15 protein-coding genes are annotated in these 17603 nt (G+C 73.8%); 6 read left to right on the forward strand and 9 right to left on the reverse strand.

Going from position 1 to position 17603, the window contains the following annotated elements:
• Together OP18_RS37655 and OP18_RS37660 are read right to left on the reverse strand one after the other, a co-directional pair.
• On the reverse strand, positions 1-376 hold a 376-nt coding region (locus tag OP18_RS37655; RefSeq protein WP_281179558.1), incomplete at its 3' end, for a sigma factor.
• A 212-nt stretch (positions 377-588) separates the two neighbouring features.
• Positions 589-1851, reverse strand: coding sequence for a glycosyltransferase (locus OP18_RS37660; protein WP_081971446.1), 1263 nt, complete (start codon positions 1849-1851; stop codon positions 589-591).
• 187 nt (positions 1852-2038) lie between these two features.
• On the opposite strand from OP18_RS37660, the gene OP18_RS37665 reads away from it, so the two are divergent.
• Complete coding sequence (locus OP18_RS37665) at positions 2039-4606, forward strand: SpoIIE family protein phosphatase (RefSeq protein ID WP_033363959.1); 2568 nt, start codon at positions 2039-2041, stop codon at positions 4604-4606.
• Positions 4607-4618: 12 nt separating this feature from the next.
• Here OP18_RS37665 and OP18_RS37670 read toward each other — a convergent pair whose 3' ends face one another.
• Entirely contained in the window at positions 4619-5332 is a 714-nt protein-coding gene (locus OP18_RS37670) for an NUDIX hydrolase (protein WP_033363960.1), read from the reverse strand.
• A 159-nt stretch (positions 5333-5491) separates the two neighbouring features.
• Here OP18_RS37670 and OP18_RS58850 point away from each other — a divergent pair, with 159 nt between their 5' ends.
• Positions 5492-7195, forward strand: a complete 1704-nt coding sequence (locus OP18_RS58850) for a hypothetical protein (protein ID WP_162189882.1) — start codon at positions 5492-5494, stop codon at positions 7193-7195.
• A complete protein-coding gene (locus tag OP18_RS58855) occupies positions 7192-8124 on the forward strand; it encodes a 5'-methylthioadenosine/S-adenosylhomocysteine nucleosidase family protein (protein ID WP_052387926.1) in 933 nt (310 codons plus the stop codon). The genes OP18_RS58850 and OP18_RS58855 overlap by 4 nt, the downstream gene beginning before the upstream one ends.
• A 129-nt stretch (positions 8125-8253) precedes the next feature.
• Here the strand turns inward: OP18_RS58855 and OP18_RS37685 are convergent, their stop codons facing one another.
• Positions 8254-8862, reverse strand: coding sequence for a hypothetical protein (locus tag OP18_RS37685; protein ID WP_033363962.1), 609 nt, complete (start codon positions 8860-8862; stop codon positions 8254-8256).
• 98 nt (positions 8863-8960) lie between these two features.
• Between OP18_RS37685 and OP18_RS37690 the strand changes: the two genes are divergently transcribed.
• Positions 8961-11108 (forward strand): TRAP transporter permease, encoded by a 2148-nt coding sequence (locus tag OP18_RS37690; protein ID WP_245635661.1) that lies wholly within the window; start codon positions 8961-8963, stop codon positions 11106-11108.
• Positions 11105-12112 carry a TAXI family TRAP transporter solute-binding subunit gene (locus OP18_RS37695; RefSeq protein ID WP_052387927.1) on the forward strand — a complete coding sequence of 336 codons (1008 nt, stop codon included), beginning with the start codon at positions 11105-11107 and terminating at the stop codon, positions 12110-12112. The genes OP18_RS37690 and OP18_RS37695 overlap by 4 nt, the downstream gene beginning before the upstream one ends.
• A 67-nt stretch (positions 12113-12179) precedes the next feature.
• Here the strand turns inward: OP18_RS37695 and OP18_RS37700 are convergent, their stop codons facing one another.
• Positions 12180-12512 carry a hypothetical protein gene (locus OP18_RS37700; RefSeq protein WP_033363963.1) on the reverse strand — a complete coding sequence of 111 codons (333 nt, stop codon included), beginning with the start codon at positions 12510-12512 and terminating at the stop codon, positions 12180-12182.
• 1017 nt (positions 12513-13529) lie between these two features.
• Complete coding sequence (locus OP18_RS37705) at positions 13530-15854, reverse strand: M28 family peptidase (protein ID WP_313900927.1); 2325 nt, start codon at positions 15852-15854, stop codon at positions 13530-13532.
• Positions 15855-16017: 163 nt separating this feature from the next.
• On the opposite strand from OP18_RS37705, the gene OP18_RS37710 reads away from it, so the two are divergent.
• A complete protein-coding gene (locus tag OP18_RS37710; protein WP_033363965.1) occupies positions 16018-16398 on the forward strand; it encodes a DUF6401 family natural product biosynthesis protein in 381 nt (126 codons plus the stop codon).
• A 16-nt stretch (positions 16399-16414) separates the two neighbouring features.
• Here the strand turns inward: OP18_RS37710 and OP18_RS37715 are convergent, their stop codons facing one another.
• Genes OP18_RS37715 through OP18_RS37725 form a run of 3 tightly spaced genes read right to left on the reverse strand, consistent with a single transcriptional unit; the run spans position 16415 to position 17522 of the window.
• Positions 16415-16693 carry a Smr/MutS family protein gene (locus tag OP18_RS37715; RefSeq protein ID WP_033363966.1) on the reverse strand — a complete coding sequence of 93 codons (279 nt, stop codon included), beginning with the start codon at positions 16691-16693 and terminating at the stop codon, positions 16415-16417.
• A 5-nt stretch (positions 16694-16698) separates the two neighbouring features.
• Positions 16699-17073: a rhodanese-like domain-containing protein gene (locus OP18_RS37720; protein WP_211273805.1), complete on the reverse strand. Its 375-nt coding sequence runs from the start codon at positions 17071-17073 to the stop codon at positions 16699-16701.
• Positions 17067-17522: a cysteine dioxygenase gene (locus OP18_RS37725; protein WP_033363968.1), complete on the reverse strand. Its 456-nt coding sequence runs from the start codon at positions 17520-17522 to the stop codon at positions 17067-17069. The genes OP18_RS37720 and OP18_RS37725 overlap by 7 nt, the downstream gene beginning before the upstream one ends.
• Between the last annotated feature and the right edge of the window lie 81 nt (positions 17523-17603).

Genomic DNA, 17603 nt, shown 5'->3' on the forward strand with positions numbered 1-17603 from the left:
AGTGCCGCTTCAGCTCGCCGACGATCATCGGGATGGCGTAGCTGGTGAACGCGGCGCCGCGGGCCGGGTCGTAACCGTCGACGGACTTGATGAGGCCGACGCCGGCGACCTGGACGAGGTCGTCGAGGGGCTCGCCGCGGTTGCGGAACCGCCGGGCCAGGTACTCGGCCAGGGGCAGGTGCAGCTCGATGAGCCGGGCGCGGACGCCGTCGCGTTCGGCGCCGCCGGCGGGCAGGTCCGCCAGCCGCAGCAGCAGCGCGCGGGCCTCCAGCTCCACGTCGCGGTACTGCGGGCGGGCGCCGGACCGGGCCCGTGGGCGCGCGGCGGCGACGGTGACGGTGGACTCGGTCGCGAACGGGTGGGTGGTGGCGGTCATGGGGGATCCCCCTGCCTGCTGCCATGGCCGTCCGCCACGGATTGCGGGCTGCGGCCACGTGAGGATTGTCGCCAGCTGACGCCCTGGTCTCGAACGTCCGGCGCACTCCGCCGGCGGCTGGTCGCGACTGTTTCACGACCGCGGCCTCATCGGCCGTTCAACCGATGCTGCGGGTCATACAAACGTACGCCTGTCGCTGGGTGATGACAAGGTTACGAACTGACGTCCGTCAGTGCCTCGTCGTCGGCGTCCGCGTCGCTGTCCGCCTCGCCGGTCCCGGCGCCCTGCCCCGTGACCGCCCCGTACACCCGCTCGACGTCGGTCGCGGTGCGTTCCCACGTGTACCGGGAGCGGACCCGGTCGATCGCGGCGCTGGCGTAGCTCATCCGGCGCACCTCGTCGCCGAGCAGCCCGCGCAGCGCGCCCGCCATCGCCGGCACGTCCCGCGGCGGCACCAGCAGCCCGGTGACGTTGTCGATGACGCTCTCCGCGATGCCGCCGACCTCGTACGCGACGACCGGCACCCCGCACGACATCGCCTCCAGCGGCGTGAGACCGAACGGCTCGTACCAGGGCGCGCAGGCCAGCACGTCGGCGGAGCGGTACCAGCCGGGCAGCTCCTGCTGCGGGACGGCGCCGATGAGCCTGACCCGGTCGCCGACGCCGCACCGGTCGGCGAGCTCCATCAGCCGGCGCGCCTGCGGGTCACGGTCGATGCGGTCCGGCGCCGGCCCGCCGACGACGACCAGCTCGGCTCCGGGGACGCGGCGCAGCGCCTCGACGAGGTCGGCGAAGCCCTTGCGCGGCACGAGCGGCCCGACGCTGAGGATCCGGCGCATGCCGGGGCGCAGGTGGTCGGCGCGGGGCCCGCTCGGCGCGAACAGCTCGCCGTCGACGCCGGACGGCACGATCACGGTGTCGGCGCGGCGGATGCCCAGCCGGCCGAGCTCGGTGACCTCGTCCTCGCACTGCGCGACGACCCGGTCGACCATCGTGCCGAGCGTGCGCTCCAGGCCGATGCGGGCCTCGGGGCTGCCGTCGTGGTCCTTGAGCACGCGCCGCTTCACCGTGCCCAGGCCGTGGTAGGTCTGCACGACGGGGATGCGGTGCTCGGCGGTGGCGGTCAGGGCGGCGAGGCCGCTGAGCCAGAAGTGGCTGTGGATCACGTCCGGGCAGGCCGCGTCGTCGCGCCAGCGGGCGGCGAGCGCGCGGCCGAAGTCGCCGACGAACGGCAGCAGCGCGTCGGCGGGCAGTTCCTCGGCGGGCCCGGCGGGCACGTGCTCGACGGTGACACCCTCGGCGGTCGTGACGACGTCGTCGAGGTCCGCGGCGGCGCGCCGGGTGTAGACCCGCACGTCGTGCCCACGCCGGCCGAGCGCCGCGGCGAGGGCGGTGACGTGGGTGTGCTGTCCACCGGTGCCCGAGCCGCCGAGCGCCAACGGGCTCGCGTGCACGGACACGATCGCGATCCTCAACCCGCACCCGCCCGCGACGAAGATGCCTCTTGCACTGCGCGCACCTCCACGTGGCCGACTGCGCTGACCTGCCAACGCCCCTACCCGGGCCCGATGGTGGTAAACATCAACGGTCGAGTCACAACCGGCTCGGTGACACACCGGATCCGCCCGTTCACGGCGGCTCGGGGCGAAGACGTTGGAGGACATGGTGGCCAAGCCGTCGGGCGCTGGTCGGTCGGGTGCCGGACCGGCCGGACAGGCGCGGCCGTCCACGTCGGCCGCGCCGACGCAGCCCGCCGCTCCCGCTGGTCCCGCTGCGGCGGCGGCCGACGGGGGCAGCGCCGAGCCGGCCGAGGCGCTCGCCGCGCTGGTGGCCAAGCTGCGCGCCGAGCTCACCGGCGTCCGGACCGCGATGCGCAACCGCGCCGTGATCGAGCAGGCCAAGGGTGTGCTCGTGGAGCGGCTCGGGGTCAGCCCCGACCAGGGGTTCGACCAGCTGGTCCGGCTGTCGCAGCGCACCAACATCAAGCTGATCGAGGTCGCCGCGGCGATCGTCGGCACCACGTCGCCCGACCCCGACGCACCCGATGTGGTGAACCTCATCGACGACGAGCTGCGCCAGCACGTCGCGCGCAGCCGCACCCGCGCCGCCGCCACCTCGGAGGCGCCCGCGCCGGCCGTGGAGAAGCCGCGCCGCCGGGCCAGCCGCACCCCGGAGGTCGAGGCGCTGCAGTCGCAGCACCAGCTGCTCAGCGCCCGCATCGCGGCCGCCCGCGGCTACGACGAGATCGCCGAGGTCCTCGGCACCGCGCCGACCGCGTGGCCCGGGCCGAGCTCCATCATGATCACGCTGCTCGACCCGGACGGGGCGCAGCGCGGCGTCGGCACGTACGGCATTCCCGGTGAGGTCCGCAGCCGCTGGTCGCGCATCCCTCCGGACCCGGCGCTGCCGCTGGTCGTCGCCGTGCAGGAGGTCGAGGCGATCTGGCTGGTCGGCGGCGAGGAGGTCACCCGCCGGTTCCCGGTGATGGACCAGCTGCCGTTCAGCGGCGACACCGTGCTCGCCTCGCCGTTGATCTCCGGTGAGCGGGTCCTCGGCGGCATCATCATGAGCTGGGCCGACGGCCTGCCCGACGGCGACGAGCTGCGGCGGTACGTGGCGGCGCTGCTGGAGCCCGTGGCCCGGCAGATCGACACGCTCATCGGCGACGAGATCGCCAGCGCCTGGTTCCACGTCGAGGGCGAGGAGACCGCGCAGGCCGCCCCGGCGCAGGTGTGGCTGCCGACCGTCGTGGACGTGCTGCACAATCCCGCGGCCCTGCTGTCCCCGGTCACCGTCGACGGCCAGCTCGTCGACTTCCGCGTCGAGTACGCCAACGTCATGGCCCGGCAGGTTTTCGCCGCCGCCAGGGTCGACCCCGACGAGGCGACGCTGCTGGCCGCGTACCCGACGCTGGGCAGCACGACCCTGCTGCCGGAGTTCGCCCGCATGCTGCACGACGGCCAGCCGCGCCGCCTGGAAGGGCTGCGCGCCGACCCGCGCACCGACGGGGTGCCGGCGGCGCAGACCATCTCCGTGCACGCGGTGCGGCTGTGGGACCGGGTGTTCGCGGTGTGGCGCATCGCGACCGAGGCCGACCTGCTCTACGACCAGCTGCTGCAGGCGGAGCGCATCGCCGGGGTCGGTTCGTTCTGCTGGGAGCTGCGCGACCCCGAGCCGCGCTGCTCACCGGAGCTGATCCGGCTGTTCCACGGCGGCCGCGACGCCGCCGGCGTCCCCGTCGACGAGCTCACCGCCAGCGTCCACGCCGACGACCTGCTCGCCGTGCAGGACGCGGTCCGGCGCACGGTCGTGGAGGGCAAGAACCTGCTGGCCGAGGTCCGCGGCGCCGGCCGCGTCAACGGCCGGCGGCTGCGCCTCACCGCCGAGCCGCTCTTCGACGACACCGGCAACGTGTACGCGGTGCGCGGCACCGTCCAGGACGTGACCGAGGAGCGCGCGATCGAGGCCCGGCTGCGCCGCGCCGAGGAGGCCCTGGCCGCGCAGCGGCACCGCCTCGCCGACGAACGCCGCGCCGCCCAGGCCCTGCAGAAGGCGCTGCTGCCCACCGACCCCGAGCTCGGCCACATGCAGGGCGTCGAGATCTGCGGGCACTGCCGCTCCCCCGAGCGGGTCGGCACCGTGGACGGCGACTGGTTCGACGCCACCTCCCTGCCCGACGGCGGCACCATCCTCGTCCTCGGCGACGTCGACGACCGCGGCCTGTCCTCCATGACGACGGCGGCGCGGCTGCGGTACGCGGTGCGCGCGTACGCGGCGCTCGACATGCCCCCCGGCGACATCCTCAGCGCCGTCAACGGGATGCTCTGCGCGATGGAGGTCGAGCACACCGCCTGCCTCGTCGTGGCCCGCTACTCCCCCGCGACCCGCGAGCTGCGCTGGGCCGCCGCGGGGCAGGTCGCGCCGGTCCGGTACACGGCGGCCGGGCAGGGCACCGTGCTGTCCGGCCCGCTCGGCCTGCCGCTCGGCGAGGTGACCGAGATGCGGTACTCCGACACCATGGTGACCCTCGACCCCGGCGACCGGGTCCTGCTCTACACCGGCGGCCAGGCCCGCGTCGACCGGCGCCGCGGCGGCGGCCTGGACCTGGTCCGCCGCGCCGGCGAGCACATCGACCTGAGCGACTTCGACGCGGTGGTCACCCACCTGGTCACCAGCCTCAACATCCCCGACGACGAGGACGTCTGCGCGATGCTCGTGCACGTGCCCTGACCCGGGCGGCGGTCAGCGGGGCCTGGCCTGCGGCTGCGGGCGCAGCATCGGCGGGGTGAGGACGGTGGCGGGTCCGCGGCGGTACAGGTTCGCGGGCCGGCCGGTCTCCGGGAGGCGCTGCTGCCCGGTCGCCTCCAGGAACCCCTCGGCGCCGAGCACCTTGCGGTGGAAGTTGCGGGGATCGACGGGCTGGCCCCACACCACCTCGTACACCTGCCGCAGGTCGCCGATCGTGAACTGCGGCGGGCAGAAGGCCGTCGCCACGGTCGTGTACTCCAGCTTCGCCCGGGCCCGCTCCACCGCGTCGCACAGGATCGCGTCGTGGTCGAAGGCGAGGCCGCCGCCGGTGAGGAACGGCTCGACCGGCCGCCAGTGCGCGTCGGCGGCGTCCGTGCCGGCGGACGGCTCCGGCAGGAACCCCTGGATCGCCAGGTAGGCGACGGTGACGACGCGCCCCCGAGGGTCGCGGCCCGGGGTCGCGTAGGTCCGCAGCTGCTCGAAGTACAGCCGGCCGGCGTCCAGGCCGGTCTCCTCGGTCAACTCGCGCGCGGCGGTGTCGTCAAGGTCCTCCTCGGCCCGGACGAACCCACCGGGTAGCGCGAGCTGCCCTCTGAACGGCTCGTTGCCGCGCTCGATCAGCAGGACGTGCAGGGTCCCGTAGCGGACAGTGAGCACCACAAGGTCGACGGTGAGTGTCGTTGCGGCCCGCCCGGCATGGTTGGTCATCGTCACACGATAGCTATACGTCATCTTGACGCGAACTCCGTCACGGGCTTAACGTCACTTGTACATAAAGACCGTGTGCGATGCGTTGCGGTGCGTGACGCGCCCACCCTGCGCCGGTCCGGCTCATCCGACGGCCCACCGACACGCTGTGGAGCAACGATGACGACCAGCACGCGCCCGCCACGCCAGGCCGGGCCACGCGACGAGACCCCCGCCCCGGCGGCACCGCCGATGGCGGCGACCCGACACCTGTGCGCCGGCACGTACCTCGATGAGGAGTTCTGCCGGCTCGCCCTGCGCGAGGTCTACGACCAGCCCCGGCGCCTCGTCGCGCCGTCCTACGGCTTCGACCTCGGCACCGTCCTCGGCCACGCCCGGCGGGCCGGCCGCGCCAACCTGATCCGCGACGCGGTCGTGACCGCCGCGTTCGCCATCGCGTTCTTCTCGATCATCGGCATCCCGGCGGTCCTGGCGGTCGGCAGCGGGCTCCTGCTGCTGCAGTGGGCCGTCATGCTGTGGCGGATCACCGTCACCGTCGTGCACCTGCTGCGCGCCGGCGACTACGCCGGACTGCTGCGGATCCGCTTCCGGATCTTCCTGGTCAGCGGCGTCACGGCCGTCGCCTTCTTCCTGGCGGTCACCGTCCTGCCGCTGGTGGGGGTCGCCGTCCTCGGCGCCATGTTCGCCACCAACGCCGGCGCCGGCGACGCCGACGTGACCACCGTCATGCTGCTGCTGCAGGGCAGCGTGTACGGGCTCATCGCCGCGGTCCTCGTCGGCGCGCTCGGCACCGGCATCTGGCGCCAGCAGCAGCTGGAGCACCTGGCACCGGGGATGGTCCCGGAGCCGCCCGCGCCGGCGCCGCGGTACGAGGAGATCTACCAGGAGCAGCAGGGCAACGTCACCGTGTTCGCCGGCCCCCGGCCGTTCGTCGGCTCCGGCGAGGACACCGGCACGTGGGGCACCGCGCTGCGGCTGCTGCGCGCCGACCGCGACCCGCTGCACCCGACCCCCGAACGGCAGCGGATCTTCAACCGCCTGCCGTTCACGACCGACGAGCTGCTGCGCGCGGTCCGCGGGCGGGTCGAGGCGCTGGCGCACCAGAGCGACCCGGCGCACCGGCTGCCCGGCCTCGCCGTCGAGCACCGGGTGTTCATGGCCGGCAGCGAGATCGCCGCCGCCGAGTTCCGGCCCGCGCTGCCGGCCGCCGAGGTCGCCGCGCTGGTCGCCGACCCGACCAGGCCGGCCCGCCTCTTCCTCGCCTTCCGGGTCGTGTCCTGGGACGGGCAGCTGGTCACCAACGTCTACGTGCACTGCGCGCTGCACGGCAACACCCTGTACCTCGAGGTGTCGTGCTGGGCGCTGCCGCCCTGCAAGTGGGCCTACCGGATCGTCGACGACGTGCGCGGCACCGGTCCCTTCGCGTTCATCCGGGCGGCCGTGCACAGCCTGGCCGACATGCCGCGGATGGTCGGCCGGGCCCCGCTCAACCTCGCGCGGCTGGCCCTGGACAAGATCGGCAACGCGTCGACGGGCGGCGGCGGCGCCCGCTCGCGGCGCTACGACTACGGCGCCGCGGTCAGCGTCCGCGAGGCCGGGTCCGACGAGTTCCTGGAGCACTCGCTGCACTGGCACGACGTGCAGAAGTACACGCGGATCATCGAACGGCAGGTCGTCGCCGCGGTGTACGACTTCCTCGACGAACACGACGTGGACCTGTCGGAGTTCCGGATGCGGGCCATGAACATCCTCAACACCGGCGTCTGGCACTCCGGGAAGGGCGACGTCAACATGGGCGGCGGCAACCTCTTCGGCGCCGGGCCCGCGACGCCCGGCCAGCCCGGCCGCGGGGAGCGGTCGTGACCACGCACAACTCGGGGGTCTCGCACTCCGGCACCGGCGACATCACCCTGGGCGGCGGCAACGTGTTCGGCGGCCGCGGCAACGCCGGCAGCCACAACCCGGTGTGGACCCGCGGCGCCCCGCGGGCCGAACCGCCGGCCGAACCCCCGGCACAGACGCGGGACCGCGCCGACGTCGGGGTGATCACGATCCTGAGCGAGGAGACCGAGGCGGTCGCCGAGGTGCTGCGCCGGCGGGTCACCGAGCTGCGGGCCTCGCGCGGTCCGGTGTTCTTCGACGGCCGGGTCCCCGCCGGCGACCGGTCGCTGCACGTCGTCGGCGTCCAGGCCGGCGGGCCGGGGCAGCACCCGGCGGCGGGCGCCTTCGCGCACCTGCAGCGCCACGCCGCGCCGCGCACCACCGTGGTGGTCGGCATCGCCGGCGGCATCCACCGGGACCTGCGCCTCGGCGACGTGGTGGTCAGCGACGACGTCCTGTACTACGAGGCCCGCAAGGACAAGCCCGGCGAGACCCTGCACCGGGGCCAGGCGCACACCGCGCCGCTGGTGATCCGCTGGGCGGTGAACGCGTTCTTCAGCGCCCGCGGCGAGCCGTTCCCGCTCACCGTGGACCGCAGGGAGTTCCGGGTGCACCACGGGCCGATCGCCTCGGGCGAGGCGGTGATCGCCGACGCGGCGTCACCGATCCGCCAGTTCGCGGTCGCGTACAACGACAAGATCGCGGCGGTCGAGACCGAGGTGTTCGCCGTGGCGCACGCCTTCCACGAGGCGGTCCCGCACGACCCGGACCTGGTCGGCTGGCTGACGGTCCGCGGCATCTCCGACCACGCCGACCAGGCGAAGGACGACGCGACCCACGTCGCGGCGGCCCGCCACGCGGCGGCCGTGTTCGACCTGCTGCTGCCGGCGCTGAGCCCGCCGTCCCGGTAGAGCCACCCCGGGGCGGGTCGCCGCCCGTCCCGGGGTCGGGCCCCGGCCCTGCGGCCCTCCGCGCCGCGGGGCCGGACAGGCCGGCCCGGACATCATGACCGAGGGGGGACGATGTCCGGGCCGGCCCGGTCACACGGTCCTGGTGTCCCAGTCCCACGGCAGGCCCAGGCCGTCGAACCGGCCGAGGGCGTCGCGGTGGCGGGCGGCCAGCACGACCCGGTCGGGGCCGAGGTGGCCGAGCAGGTCGTCGTCGCCGTAGTAGCGGGTCCGCGGGTCCGGCCAGCGCCACAGCGGGTCGTCCAGCTCGCGCAGGCGCAGCCGGACCTGGCGTAGCGCGTCCGGGGACGGGGACATGAGGACGAGGCCGTGCAGGGGCGCGTACGTCGCCTCGTACACCGCGGCGTACACGAGGAACCGCGACAGCGGCACGCCGGTGGCGGTCGTGTCGTTCTCCACGACGAGCGGGTCGGCGGGGCCCGGGGCGTAGGAGTACCAGTCCTCGGCGCCGACCCAGAAGCGGACCAGCCCGGCGGACTCGACGAGGTCGGCGGGGTCGAGCATCACGTGGTCGCGGCTCAGCGGCAGCGAGTAGCGGGCCGCGGCGCGGTGCCAGCCGGCGAGCGGCTCCGGCAGGTGGTCGGGCAGGTCGAGGTCGCGGCGGGGGCGGTCGGGCAGCCCGTACCAGCGGGCGACGAAGCGGCCGAGGCTGTCGTCGGCGATCACGTCGAGCTCGTACACGCCCCAAATCATGCCCGGTGACCCACCGTTGCCGTTTCGCGACCAAAACCTGAACTATCACGGTTACGAATATTTATGAAATCTTGTACTCTCCGCCCGTGCCGGAACCCGAGAGCCCCAGGCCGGACGTGGTCGAGCCCGGCTCGGCACCCGCCGCGCCGCAGACCGCCGCACCGCAGACCGCCGCGCCCGGGACCGCCGCGCCCCGGACCGCCGTCGCCGACGTCGACGCGACCCTCAAGGACGACAGCGTCCGCGAGCTCGCCGCCCAGTTCGAGGACGAGAAGCCCGGCCGCCGGCTCACCGGCGCCGTCGACACCGGGGTCACCGTCGCCGCCGCCGCGTCGGCGGTCCTCGTGCTGTGGCAGGTGTTCCGGCCCCTGGCCCAGGGCGGCCAGTACTACCTCGCGATCTTCCTCGCCTGCGTCCTGCCGCTGGTGTTCGTCGTGTACCCGTCCGGGGTGCGGCTTCGTCGTACACCGGCGGCGGACCCCGGCCGCGGGCCGACCCCCGGCGACTGGATCCTCGCCGCGGTGGCCCTCGCGGCGTGCGCCTACCCGCTGCTGCCGTTCGCCAGCGGCGGCTACGACGCGTTCCTGAACCGTCAGGGGCAGCTCGACCCGCTGGACGTCGCCATGGGCACGGCGCTGCTGCTGCTCGTGCTCGAGGCGTGCCGGCGCACCACGGGCTGGGTGCTGCCCGTGGTGTGCGGGGTGTTCCTCGCGTACGACTACTACGGCGGCTACCTGCCGCAGACCTGGTCGCTGGCGCACCTCGGGCTGGACTTCGACCAGATCGTCGACGCGCTGTACAACTCGCAGAGCGGCTTCTACGGCACCCCGCTCGACGTGGCCGCGTCGTACATCGTGCTGTTCACGATCTACGGGGCGGTCCTGGACGCGTCAGGGGCCGGCGCGTTCTTCGTGGAGCTGTCCGTGGCCGCGTTCCGCCGGTCGCGGTCGGCGGCCGGGCGCACCGCGGTCGCGTCCGGGTTCCTGCTCGGCACCGTGTCGGGGTCCGGCGCCGCGACCACGGTCAGCATCGGCGCGGTCACCTGGCCGATCCTGCGCCGGGCCGGCTACCCGGCGGACCGGGCCGGCGGGATGCTCGCCGCGGCCGGCGTCGGCGCGATCCTGTCCCCGCCGACGCTCGGCGCCGCCGCGTTCATCATCGCGGAGTACCTCGACGTGTCCTACCTGTCAGTGCTCGGCTGGGCCACGGTCCCGACGCTGCTGTACTACCTGGGCATCCTGCTCGCCGTCGAGATCGACGCGCGGCGGTTCGGGGCGCGGCCGGTGGCGTTGCGGGTCCGCTCCCCGTGGACGCTGCTCGGCCGGTTCGGGTACCACTTCGCGTCGCTGCTGGTCATCATCGTGCTGCTGGCGCTGGAGCAGCCGGCGACCCGCGCCGTCATCTACGCGACCCTCCTCGCGGCGCTGCTGTCGTTCCTGGACCGCCGGCACCGGCTCACCCCGCGGCGCCTCGTCGCGTCGCTCGCCGCCGGGATCCGCGGGGTGCTGCCCGTCGTCGCGGTCTGCGTCGCGGCCGGCATCATCACCGCCAGCACCACCAAGACCGGCCTCGGCCCGCAGCTGTCGGGGCTGATGGTCGACTGGGCGCAGTCGCTGGCGAGCGGGCACACGGCGGTGATCGCGTTGACGGCGGTGTTCGCCGCGGTCGCGCTGACCCTGCTGGGGCTCGCGGTGCCGGTGACCGCGTCATTCATCATCGGCTGGGTCATCATCGGCCAGGCGCTGCTCGAGCTCGGCGTCGACCGGCCCGCGACGGCGATGTTCATCTTCTACTTCGCGGTGCTGTCCGAGGCGACCCCGCCGACCGCGCTCGCGTCGGTGGCCGCCGCCGCCGTCACCGGCGGCAAGGTGTTCCCGACGATGTGGCAGACGCTGCGGTACGCCCTGCCGGCCTACCTCGTGCCCATCGCGTTCGTGGTCACCCCGGCCGGCCGGGGGCTGCTCGGCTTCGGCGGCTGGGACGACGTCGGGTTCGCCTTCGCCGCGTCCGCCGCCGGGGTGCTCGCGTTGTCCGTCGCCGCCGGCGGCTGGCTCATCGGCGCCGGCCCGGCCGGCCCCGCGGCCCGTGTCCTCGCCGGCCTCGCCGCGCTGGCGCTGCTGTGGCTCTCCCTGTGGACGGTGCTCACCGGTGTCGCGCTGCTGCTCGCCGCGGCGGTGCTGGTGCTCGTCCGCGCATCCCGTTCGACCCCGTCACTGGAGGAGGAACCCGCGTGAAACCCAGGATTCTGCTCACCGCCACCCTCACCGTCGTCGCGTTGGCCGGCTGCGGGGGCCGGCAGGACGCGAACACCAAGGACACCGACACCGCCGCGGCGATCACCTGCGAGGTCACCGCCGACACCCGCATCTCCATCGCGACCGGCAACACCACCGGCGTGTACTACGTCGTCGGCAACGCCCTCGCCACCCAGGTCACCAAGGCCACCAACGACAAGGTGAAGGCGACCGCGGCCGAGACCAGCGCCTCCGTCGCCAACATCCAGGGCCTCGACAAGGGCCAGTACCAGGTGGCGTTCTCCCTCTTCGACAGCGCCACCGACGCCGTGCAGGGCAAGGCCGCCTTCGACGGCAAACCGGTGAAGCTCGCGGCACTCGGCCGCATCTACGACAACGCCACCCAGGTCGTCGTCCGCAAGGACTCCGGCATCACGTCCGTGGCCGGCATGAAGGGCAAGCGGATCTCCACCGGCTCCCCCAACTCCGGCACCGAGGTCATCGCCAAGCGCATCCTCACCGCCGCCGGCCTCAACCCCGACACCGACATCCAGCCGCAGCGCCTCGACCTGCCCAAGACCACCGAGGCCATGAAGGCCGGCACGATCGACGCCTTCTTCTTCTCCGGCGGCCTGCCCACCGGCGGCGTCACCGACCTGTTCACCACCAGCGCCGACAAGGTCCAGCTGCTCGACCTCGGCAGCCTGCTGCCGGAGATGCAGAAGCTCGGCCCCGCCTACCAGGAAGGCACCATCCCCGCCGCCACCTACAAGACCACGGCCGACGTGAAGACCATCGTGGTGCCGAACGTCCTGCTCGTCCGCGAGGACATGGACGCCAACCTCGCCTGCGTCCTGACGAAGACCCTCATCGAGAAGCGCGACGAGCTCGTCAGGGCCAACGCCGCCGCCAAGGGCATCACCCTCGAAACGGTCCGCAAGACCGACCCGGTCCCCCTCCACCGCGGTGCCGTGGCCGCCCTCGACAAGGCCGGCGCGAAGTAGCGGCCTTGTGCGCTCCGGGCCGCTCCGCGCTCCCCCTGGCCGGAGCGGCCCGGCCGGCCACCTTCGCTCACCTCGCGGCCGCCCGGTGCCGCGCCACGATCGTGGACAGGGCGGCCTGGATCTCACGGGCGGCGAGCTCGGCCCTGCGCAGTGCGGCGAGGTCGTCGGCGTCAGCGGGGTAGAACGTCAGGCGGCCGTCGTCGTGCAGGGTCATCGGCACGTCGACGCGGTCGAGGATCGCGCAGAGCAGCTCCTGTCCGTGGCGGAGAGCGGCCGACGACCTGCGCAGCGCGTCGGCGGTCGCCCGGCGGTCGTCACGCAGCCGCAGGGCCGCCTCGTGCATCGCCCGCCAGTCGCCCCGCACCCGCCACACATCGTCGACGGTGATCGGCGCAGTCATGGGTTTGACGGTAGGTGTGGGCTTTTCCGGGTGGGAAGCAGCGATTTCCTCCTGTGGATAACCCTTGCGGTCCGCGTGCGGGACCGCTGCACCGTTTCCATGTATCTGTTCAGGCCAGGGGACTTCGTGGTTCCGCGCGGCCCTGCCGGCCGCGCGCATGGGCGGCGTGGTCGCTGTGGGTGCCGTGGTCGCGGTGATGTTCCCCGGCGCCCGTCCTCACCTGCCCGGCCGCCGTCGAGGGCATCATTCGGTGGTGCCACACCGCCGAGCGTTCCAGCACCAGGACATACCGCACTGAGGACAATCATTGCGGTCCGCGGTGGCCCTCAACGCCCAGCATCGATGGTCTTTCGTTCTTGAACCCACCACGGGTGGAACCACAGAATGACGACCTCGACGGCGGCCAAACACGTGAGAACGGCGCCCGGGGACCATCACCCCAGGCACGGCAGGCACCGGGACCACGCCACCCTGTCGCGCGGCCGCCCGGCCGCGCGGAACCACGAAGGCCGCAGCACTCGCCAGCGAAACACACATGGCGCAGCGGTCCCGCACGCGGACAGCAACCAACGGCCCACCCACCAGCTCAACAACCGACGGTCTTTGTTCTTGAAACTGCACGCGGAGTGGCACCACCGAACGACGACCTCGACGGCGGCCGACCATGTGAGGACGGCGCCCGGGGACCATCACCCCAGGCACGGCAGGCACCGGGACCACGCCACCGACGACGATCGCTGCAAGCCCGCGGCGCGGAGCCACAGCACGACGACCTCAACGGCGGCGGGACATGTGAGCACCGCGCCCGGCGACCATCAAGCCAGGCACGGCACCCACAGACGACGATCGCTGCAAGCCCGCGGCGCGGAGCCACAGCACGACGACCTCGACTGCGGCGGGACATGTGAGGACCGCGCCCGGCGACCATCACGCCAGGCACGGCACCCACAACGGCCACTCGCCAGCAATGACGCCTGGCGCAGGCGGGCCGCAGTCACAGCGGCCGGCCCGGGCGGCTCACACGGTGACGGTCTCGGCCACGGCGGCCAGCTCGCTCGAGTGGCTGCCGAACACCCCCACCGTCGGCGGTCGTGGCGTGAAGCCGGGCAGGTTGTCGAGCCCGTCGCTGCCGTCCACCACGCGCAGCCGCAGTGGGCCGGGGCCCTCCAGGACGAGGGTGACCTCGATGCCGTCGGTGGGTGGGCCGTGGAAGACGACGCCGAAGCGGTCCTGCTCGGTGAGGTACGGCACGGCGTCGCGGCCGGCGACCGTGGCCTGCTGGACGCGGCGGGAGCCGACCTCGCCGTAGAAGGAGACGAACCGGACCTGCCGCTGCGGGGCGAGCCGGAACCGCACGGTGCGCCGGTCGCCGCTGGTGGTGTCGGACAGGACGGTGACGGTCGGGGCGGGCAGCGCCGCCGTCTGGGCCGGGCCGACGGACAGCTTGCCGGCGGGCAGGACCGGGAAGCGCTGGTCGAGTGCCTGCCGGTCGCGCACGTACCGGGAGGTCCAGGCGCCCGGCGACTGCTCCAGGCTGACCCATTGGGCGGTGCCGGTGTCGCGGTCCAGCGCATACATGAGGTGGGTCGGCTCGGGGTGCCCGGCGTCCCAGCGGTCGACGACCATGCCGGTGGTGGTGCAGGCGAGCGCGACCACGAGCGCGGCGGCGGCCGGGGCGGCGCCGAGGGGGCGGTGCCGGTCGGCGCCGGCGGGGCGGAAGAGGGGCTCGAACGCGGGCAGCGCGGCGAGCCCGAGCAGGGTGGCGAAGAGCGCCGGGGCGGCGCCGGTGGCGAGGCCGAGCGCGGGGAAGAACAGCGCGACGGTCGGGGCGAGGATCAGCACGGCGACGGCGGCGCCGGCGGTGAGCACGGCCGTGGCGAGCCACGGCTTCGGCACGTACAGCGCGGCGATGCCGGCCAGGGCGCCGGCCAGGGCGGGCAGGGCGACGAGGTAGGAACCGCCGGGGATGGCGGCGGCGAAGACCAGGCCGAGGACGGCGAGCAGGCCGAGGGCGCCGGTGGCGAGCGGGACGGGGCCGAGCCGGCGGCGGGTCAGCGCATACCAGGCGAGCAGGACCGCGGCGGTGAGCGCGACGACGCCGAAGCGGAACCAGGTGGGGCGGGCCGGGTCGAGCAGCTCGCCGTAGCCGGGGCGCAGCGCGACCAGCAGCGCCCACAGCACCTGGGCGGCGACGGCGACGGCGACGAGCGGCACCAGGGCGAGGCCGAGGCCGGCGAGGCTGCGCGGCACGGACGTGAGGCCGCGGCGGCGGGCCAGGAACACCAGGGCGGCGACGGCGAGCAGGGCCAGGACGGCGATCGGCCAGGTGAGCGCGGCCGGGTAGCGCACCAGCAGCCCGGCGAACGGGAAATACACCGCGTCGCCGGCGGCGGGGCGCAGCAGCGGCGGCAGGTCGGCGCCGCCGAGCGTGCGGGCCAGGGCGAGGGCGTTGTCGCCGTGGTGCTGCAGGCTCGCCTTGTCCATCGTCGAGGGCCGGTCGAACGGGCTGTGGTAGACGCTGGAGCCGTCGATGTAGGCGGTGTTGAGGCCGGTGAAGCGCGACTGGCCCAGGAACGGGGTGAAGTCGGTGTCGTTGGACAGCAGCCGGTAGACCTCGACGGCGAGGCTGGTGCCGACGGGGTGCGGGGTGCGCGCGTAGACGTCGATGAGGTCGGCGTTGCCGACGGAGGTCTGGAACATGACGGCGGGGCCGCTGCTGCCGCGGGCCTCGAAGTTGAGCACGACGGACGGTTTCTGGCCCAGCGGGTGCCGGCTGACGAACGCCTCGGCGCCGCAGAGGCAGGCCTCCTCGGCGTCGGTGAACAGGAACACGACGTCGTTGCGGGGTGGCGCGCCGGTGGTCAGGGCGCGGGCGACCTCCAGCAGGGTGCTGGTGCCGGCGCCGTCGTCGTTGGCGCCGTAGCTGACCTGCACGGAGTCGTAGTGCGCCATGAGGACGACCTGGCCGGTGGAGGCGGCGCCGGGCAGGACCGCGACGACGTTGCGCACCCGGGCCATGCCGCCGTCGCCGAACTTGCCCGCGTTGACCCCCACGGTGTCCTGGACCTCGGGGCGCAGCCCGTAGCCGGTGAGGGTGGCCACGATGTGCTCGCGGACCCGGTCGGCGGCGGGGCTGCCGGTGACGTGGACCTCCTGGCCGATCCGCTCGACGTGGGTGAACGCGCGGGCGGCGGAGAAGTCACCGGCGGGTGCCGAGGCGGAGCGGGGCGCCGGCGGCTGGACGTCGGCGATGCTCAGCACGGCGAGCAGCGCCAGCGCCACGAGGGCGGCGGCGGCCGCCAGGGGTCGCCGCGACGGTGCGGCGAAGCTTCGGTCGGACAAGGTGGGCCTCCTGGGGGGTGCCCACATTCTGCACGCCACCACCGACAGAAACACCGCGGGAACGCAAGGCCGGTCGCCCGGACGGAGTGCAGTGGGTCATGATCGGGTGCCGGATGGTTGTTGGGGATCCCACGGGGCCCGTGACTGCCTAGCGTCATCGTCCATGAGCAACGAACGCACCCCCGCCGTCCCGACCGCCTTCGACGCCAGCTACCTCGCGACCGCCGAGCTTGACGCCAGGTTGTACCTGGACCAGGTCATGGCCATGGTCGGCGTCGACGGCCTGGTGGAGGCCCTGGCGCAGCCGTTCCTGCTGGCGAAGGTCGACCAGCACGCGGCCGCCGTCCGGCAGAGCATCACGGCCGCCGGGAAGCCCATCGACTCGATCTCGCTGGCCGGCTACGCCCGCAGCGTCATCGCCGTGCACCAGCGGCACGGCCGGCCCCTGCCGACGCCGGACAGCGTCGACTGGAGCGACGCGGACTGGACGGTGCTGCGCCTGGTGTCGGTGTGCTCGCTGGCCGACGCCGCCGACGCGTTCTGACCGCCGGCGGCGGCGGTCAGCGCCGACCGCGGCCGGTGGACTCGTTCCAGCGGAAGTGCACGAAGAGCCGGCCGAAGTTGTCCGAGTCCTTCTCCACCCGGTGGTACAGCGCCTTGATCTCGCGCTGGTCCAGGAAGCGCAGGACCCGCTTCTTCAACGCCCCCGACCCCTTCCCGGGGATGATCTCGACGAGGGTGGCCCGTTTGGCCACCGCCTCGTCGATGATCCCCTTCAGCGCGCGGTCGATGTCGCCGCTGCGGTTGAAGATGTCGTGGAGGTCCAGCTTCAGCTTCACACGCTCTAGTTTGACACCGGCAGCCCGGCGTGTTTCCACGCCTTGAAGCCGCCGGCCAGGTCGGTGGCCCGGTGCAGGCCGAGGTCCTGCAGGGACGCGGCGGCCAGCGACGACGTGTAGCCCTCCGAGCAGAAGACGACGACGGGCAGGTCGAACCGGTCGGCGATGGGCAGCCTGGCGTCGCTGCGGGGGTCGAACCGCCACTCCAGGACGTTGCGCTCGACGATGATGGCGCCCGGGATCCCGCCCTCGGCGGCGCGCTGCGCGGCGGGGCGGATGTCGACCAGGACGGCGCCGTCGGGCACCTCGTGCGGCGCGAGGCGGTGCAGGCGGGCGCGGGCGTCGGCGAGGATGTCGTCGATGGAGCGGCCGGTCACCAGTCGGCTCCCGCCCGGGAGATGGATTCGACGCTGAGGCGGCCCTCGTGCAGCCGGTAGCGGGTCATGACGGAGAGCGCCGGGCTGTAGGCGTGCACGGTGACGGCGGGGCGGGTGCCGGCGTTGACGACGCGGTGCACGTGGTGGGCGCCGAAGCGGCGGCCGCTGCCGGCGGTCATCGTGGTGTTGCGCAGGGAGCCGTGCTGCACGGTCTGCTCGACGATCTCGCCGGACACGACGGTGAACGCGCCGCCGGCGCCGCCGTGGTCGTGCAGGTCGGTGGCCTGGCCGGGCAGCCAGGTGAGCAGCCACACCTCGTGGTCGTCGGCGGCGTGCAGCCGCCCGTACCAGCGCTGGCGGGGGTCGAAGCGGGGCTCCAACGGCCACGCCTGCGGGTCCTCGGCGTGCCAGCGGGCGACGGAGAGCAGGTCCGTCCGGGTCGCGACAGTCATGGCAAATACTCCATTATTCTCATCTCCTAAGTAGGAATTACTATCACACGCCGCCCCGCCGCGCGACGGCAACAGGCGGAT

The organism is Dactylosporangium aurantiacum (genome assembly GCF_000716715.1).
GTDB classification, from domain to species: domain Bacteria; phylum Actinomycetota; class Actinomycetes; order Mycobacteriales; family Micromonosporaceae; genus Dactylosporangium; species Dactylosporangium aurantiacum.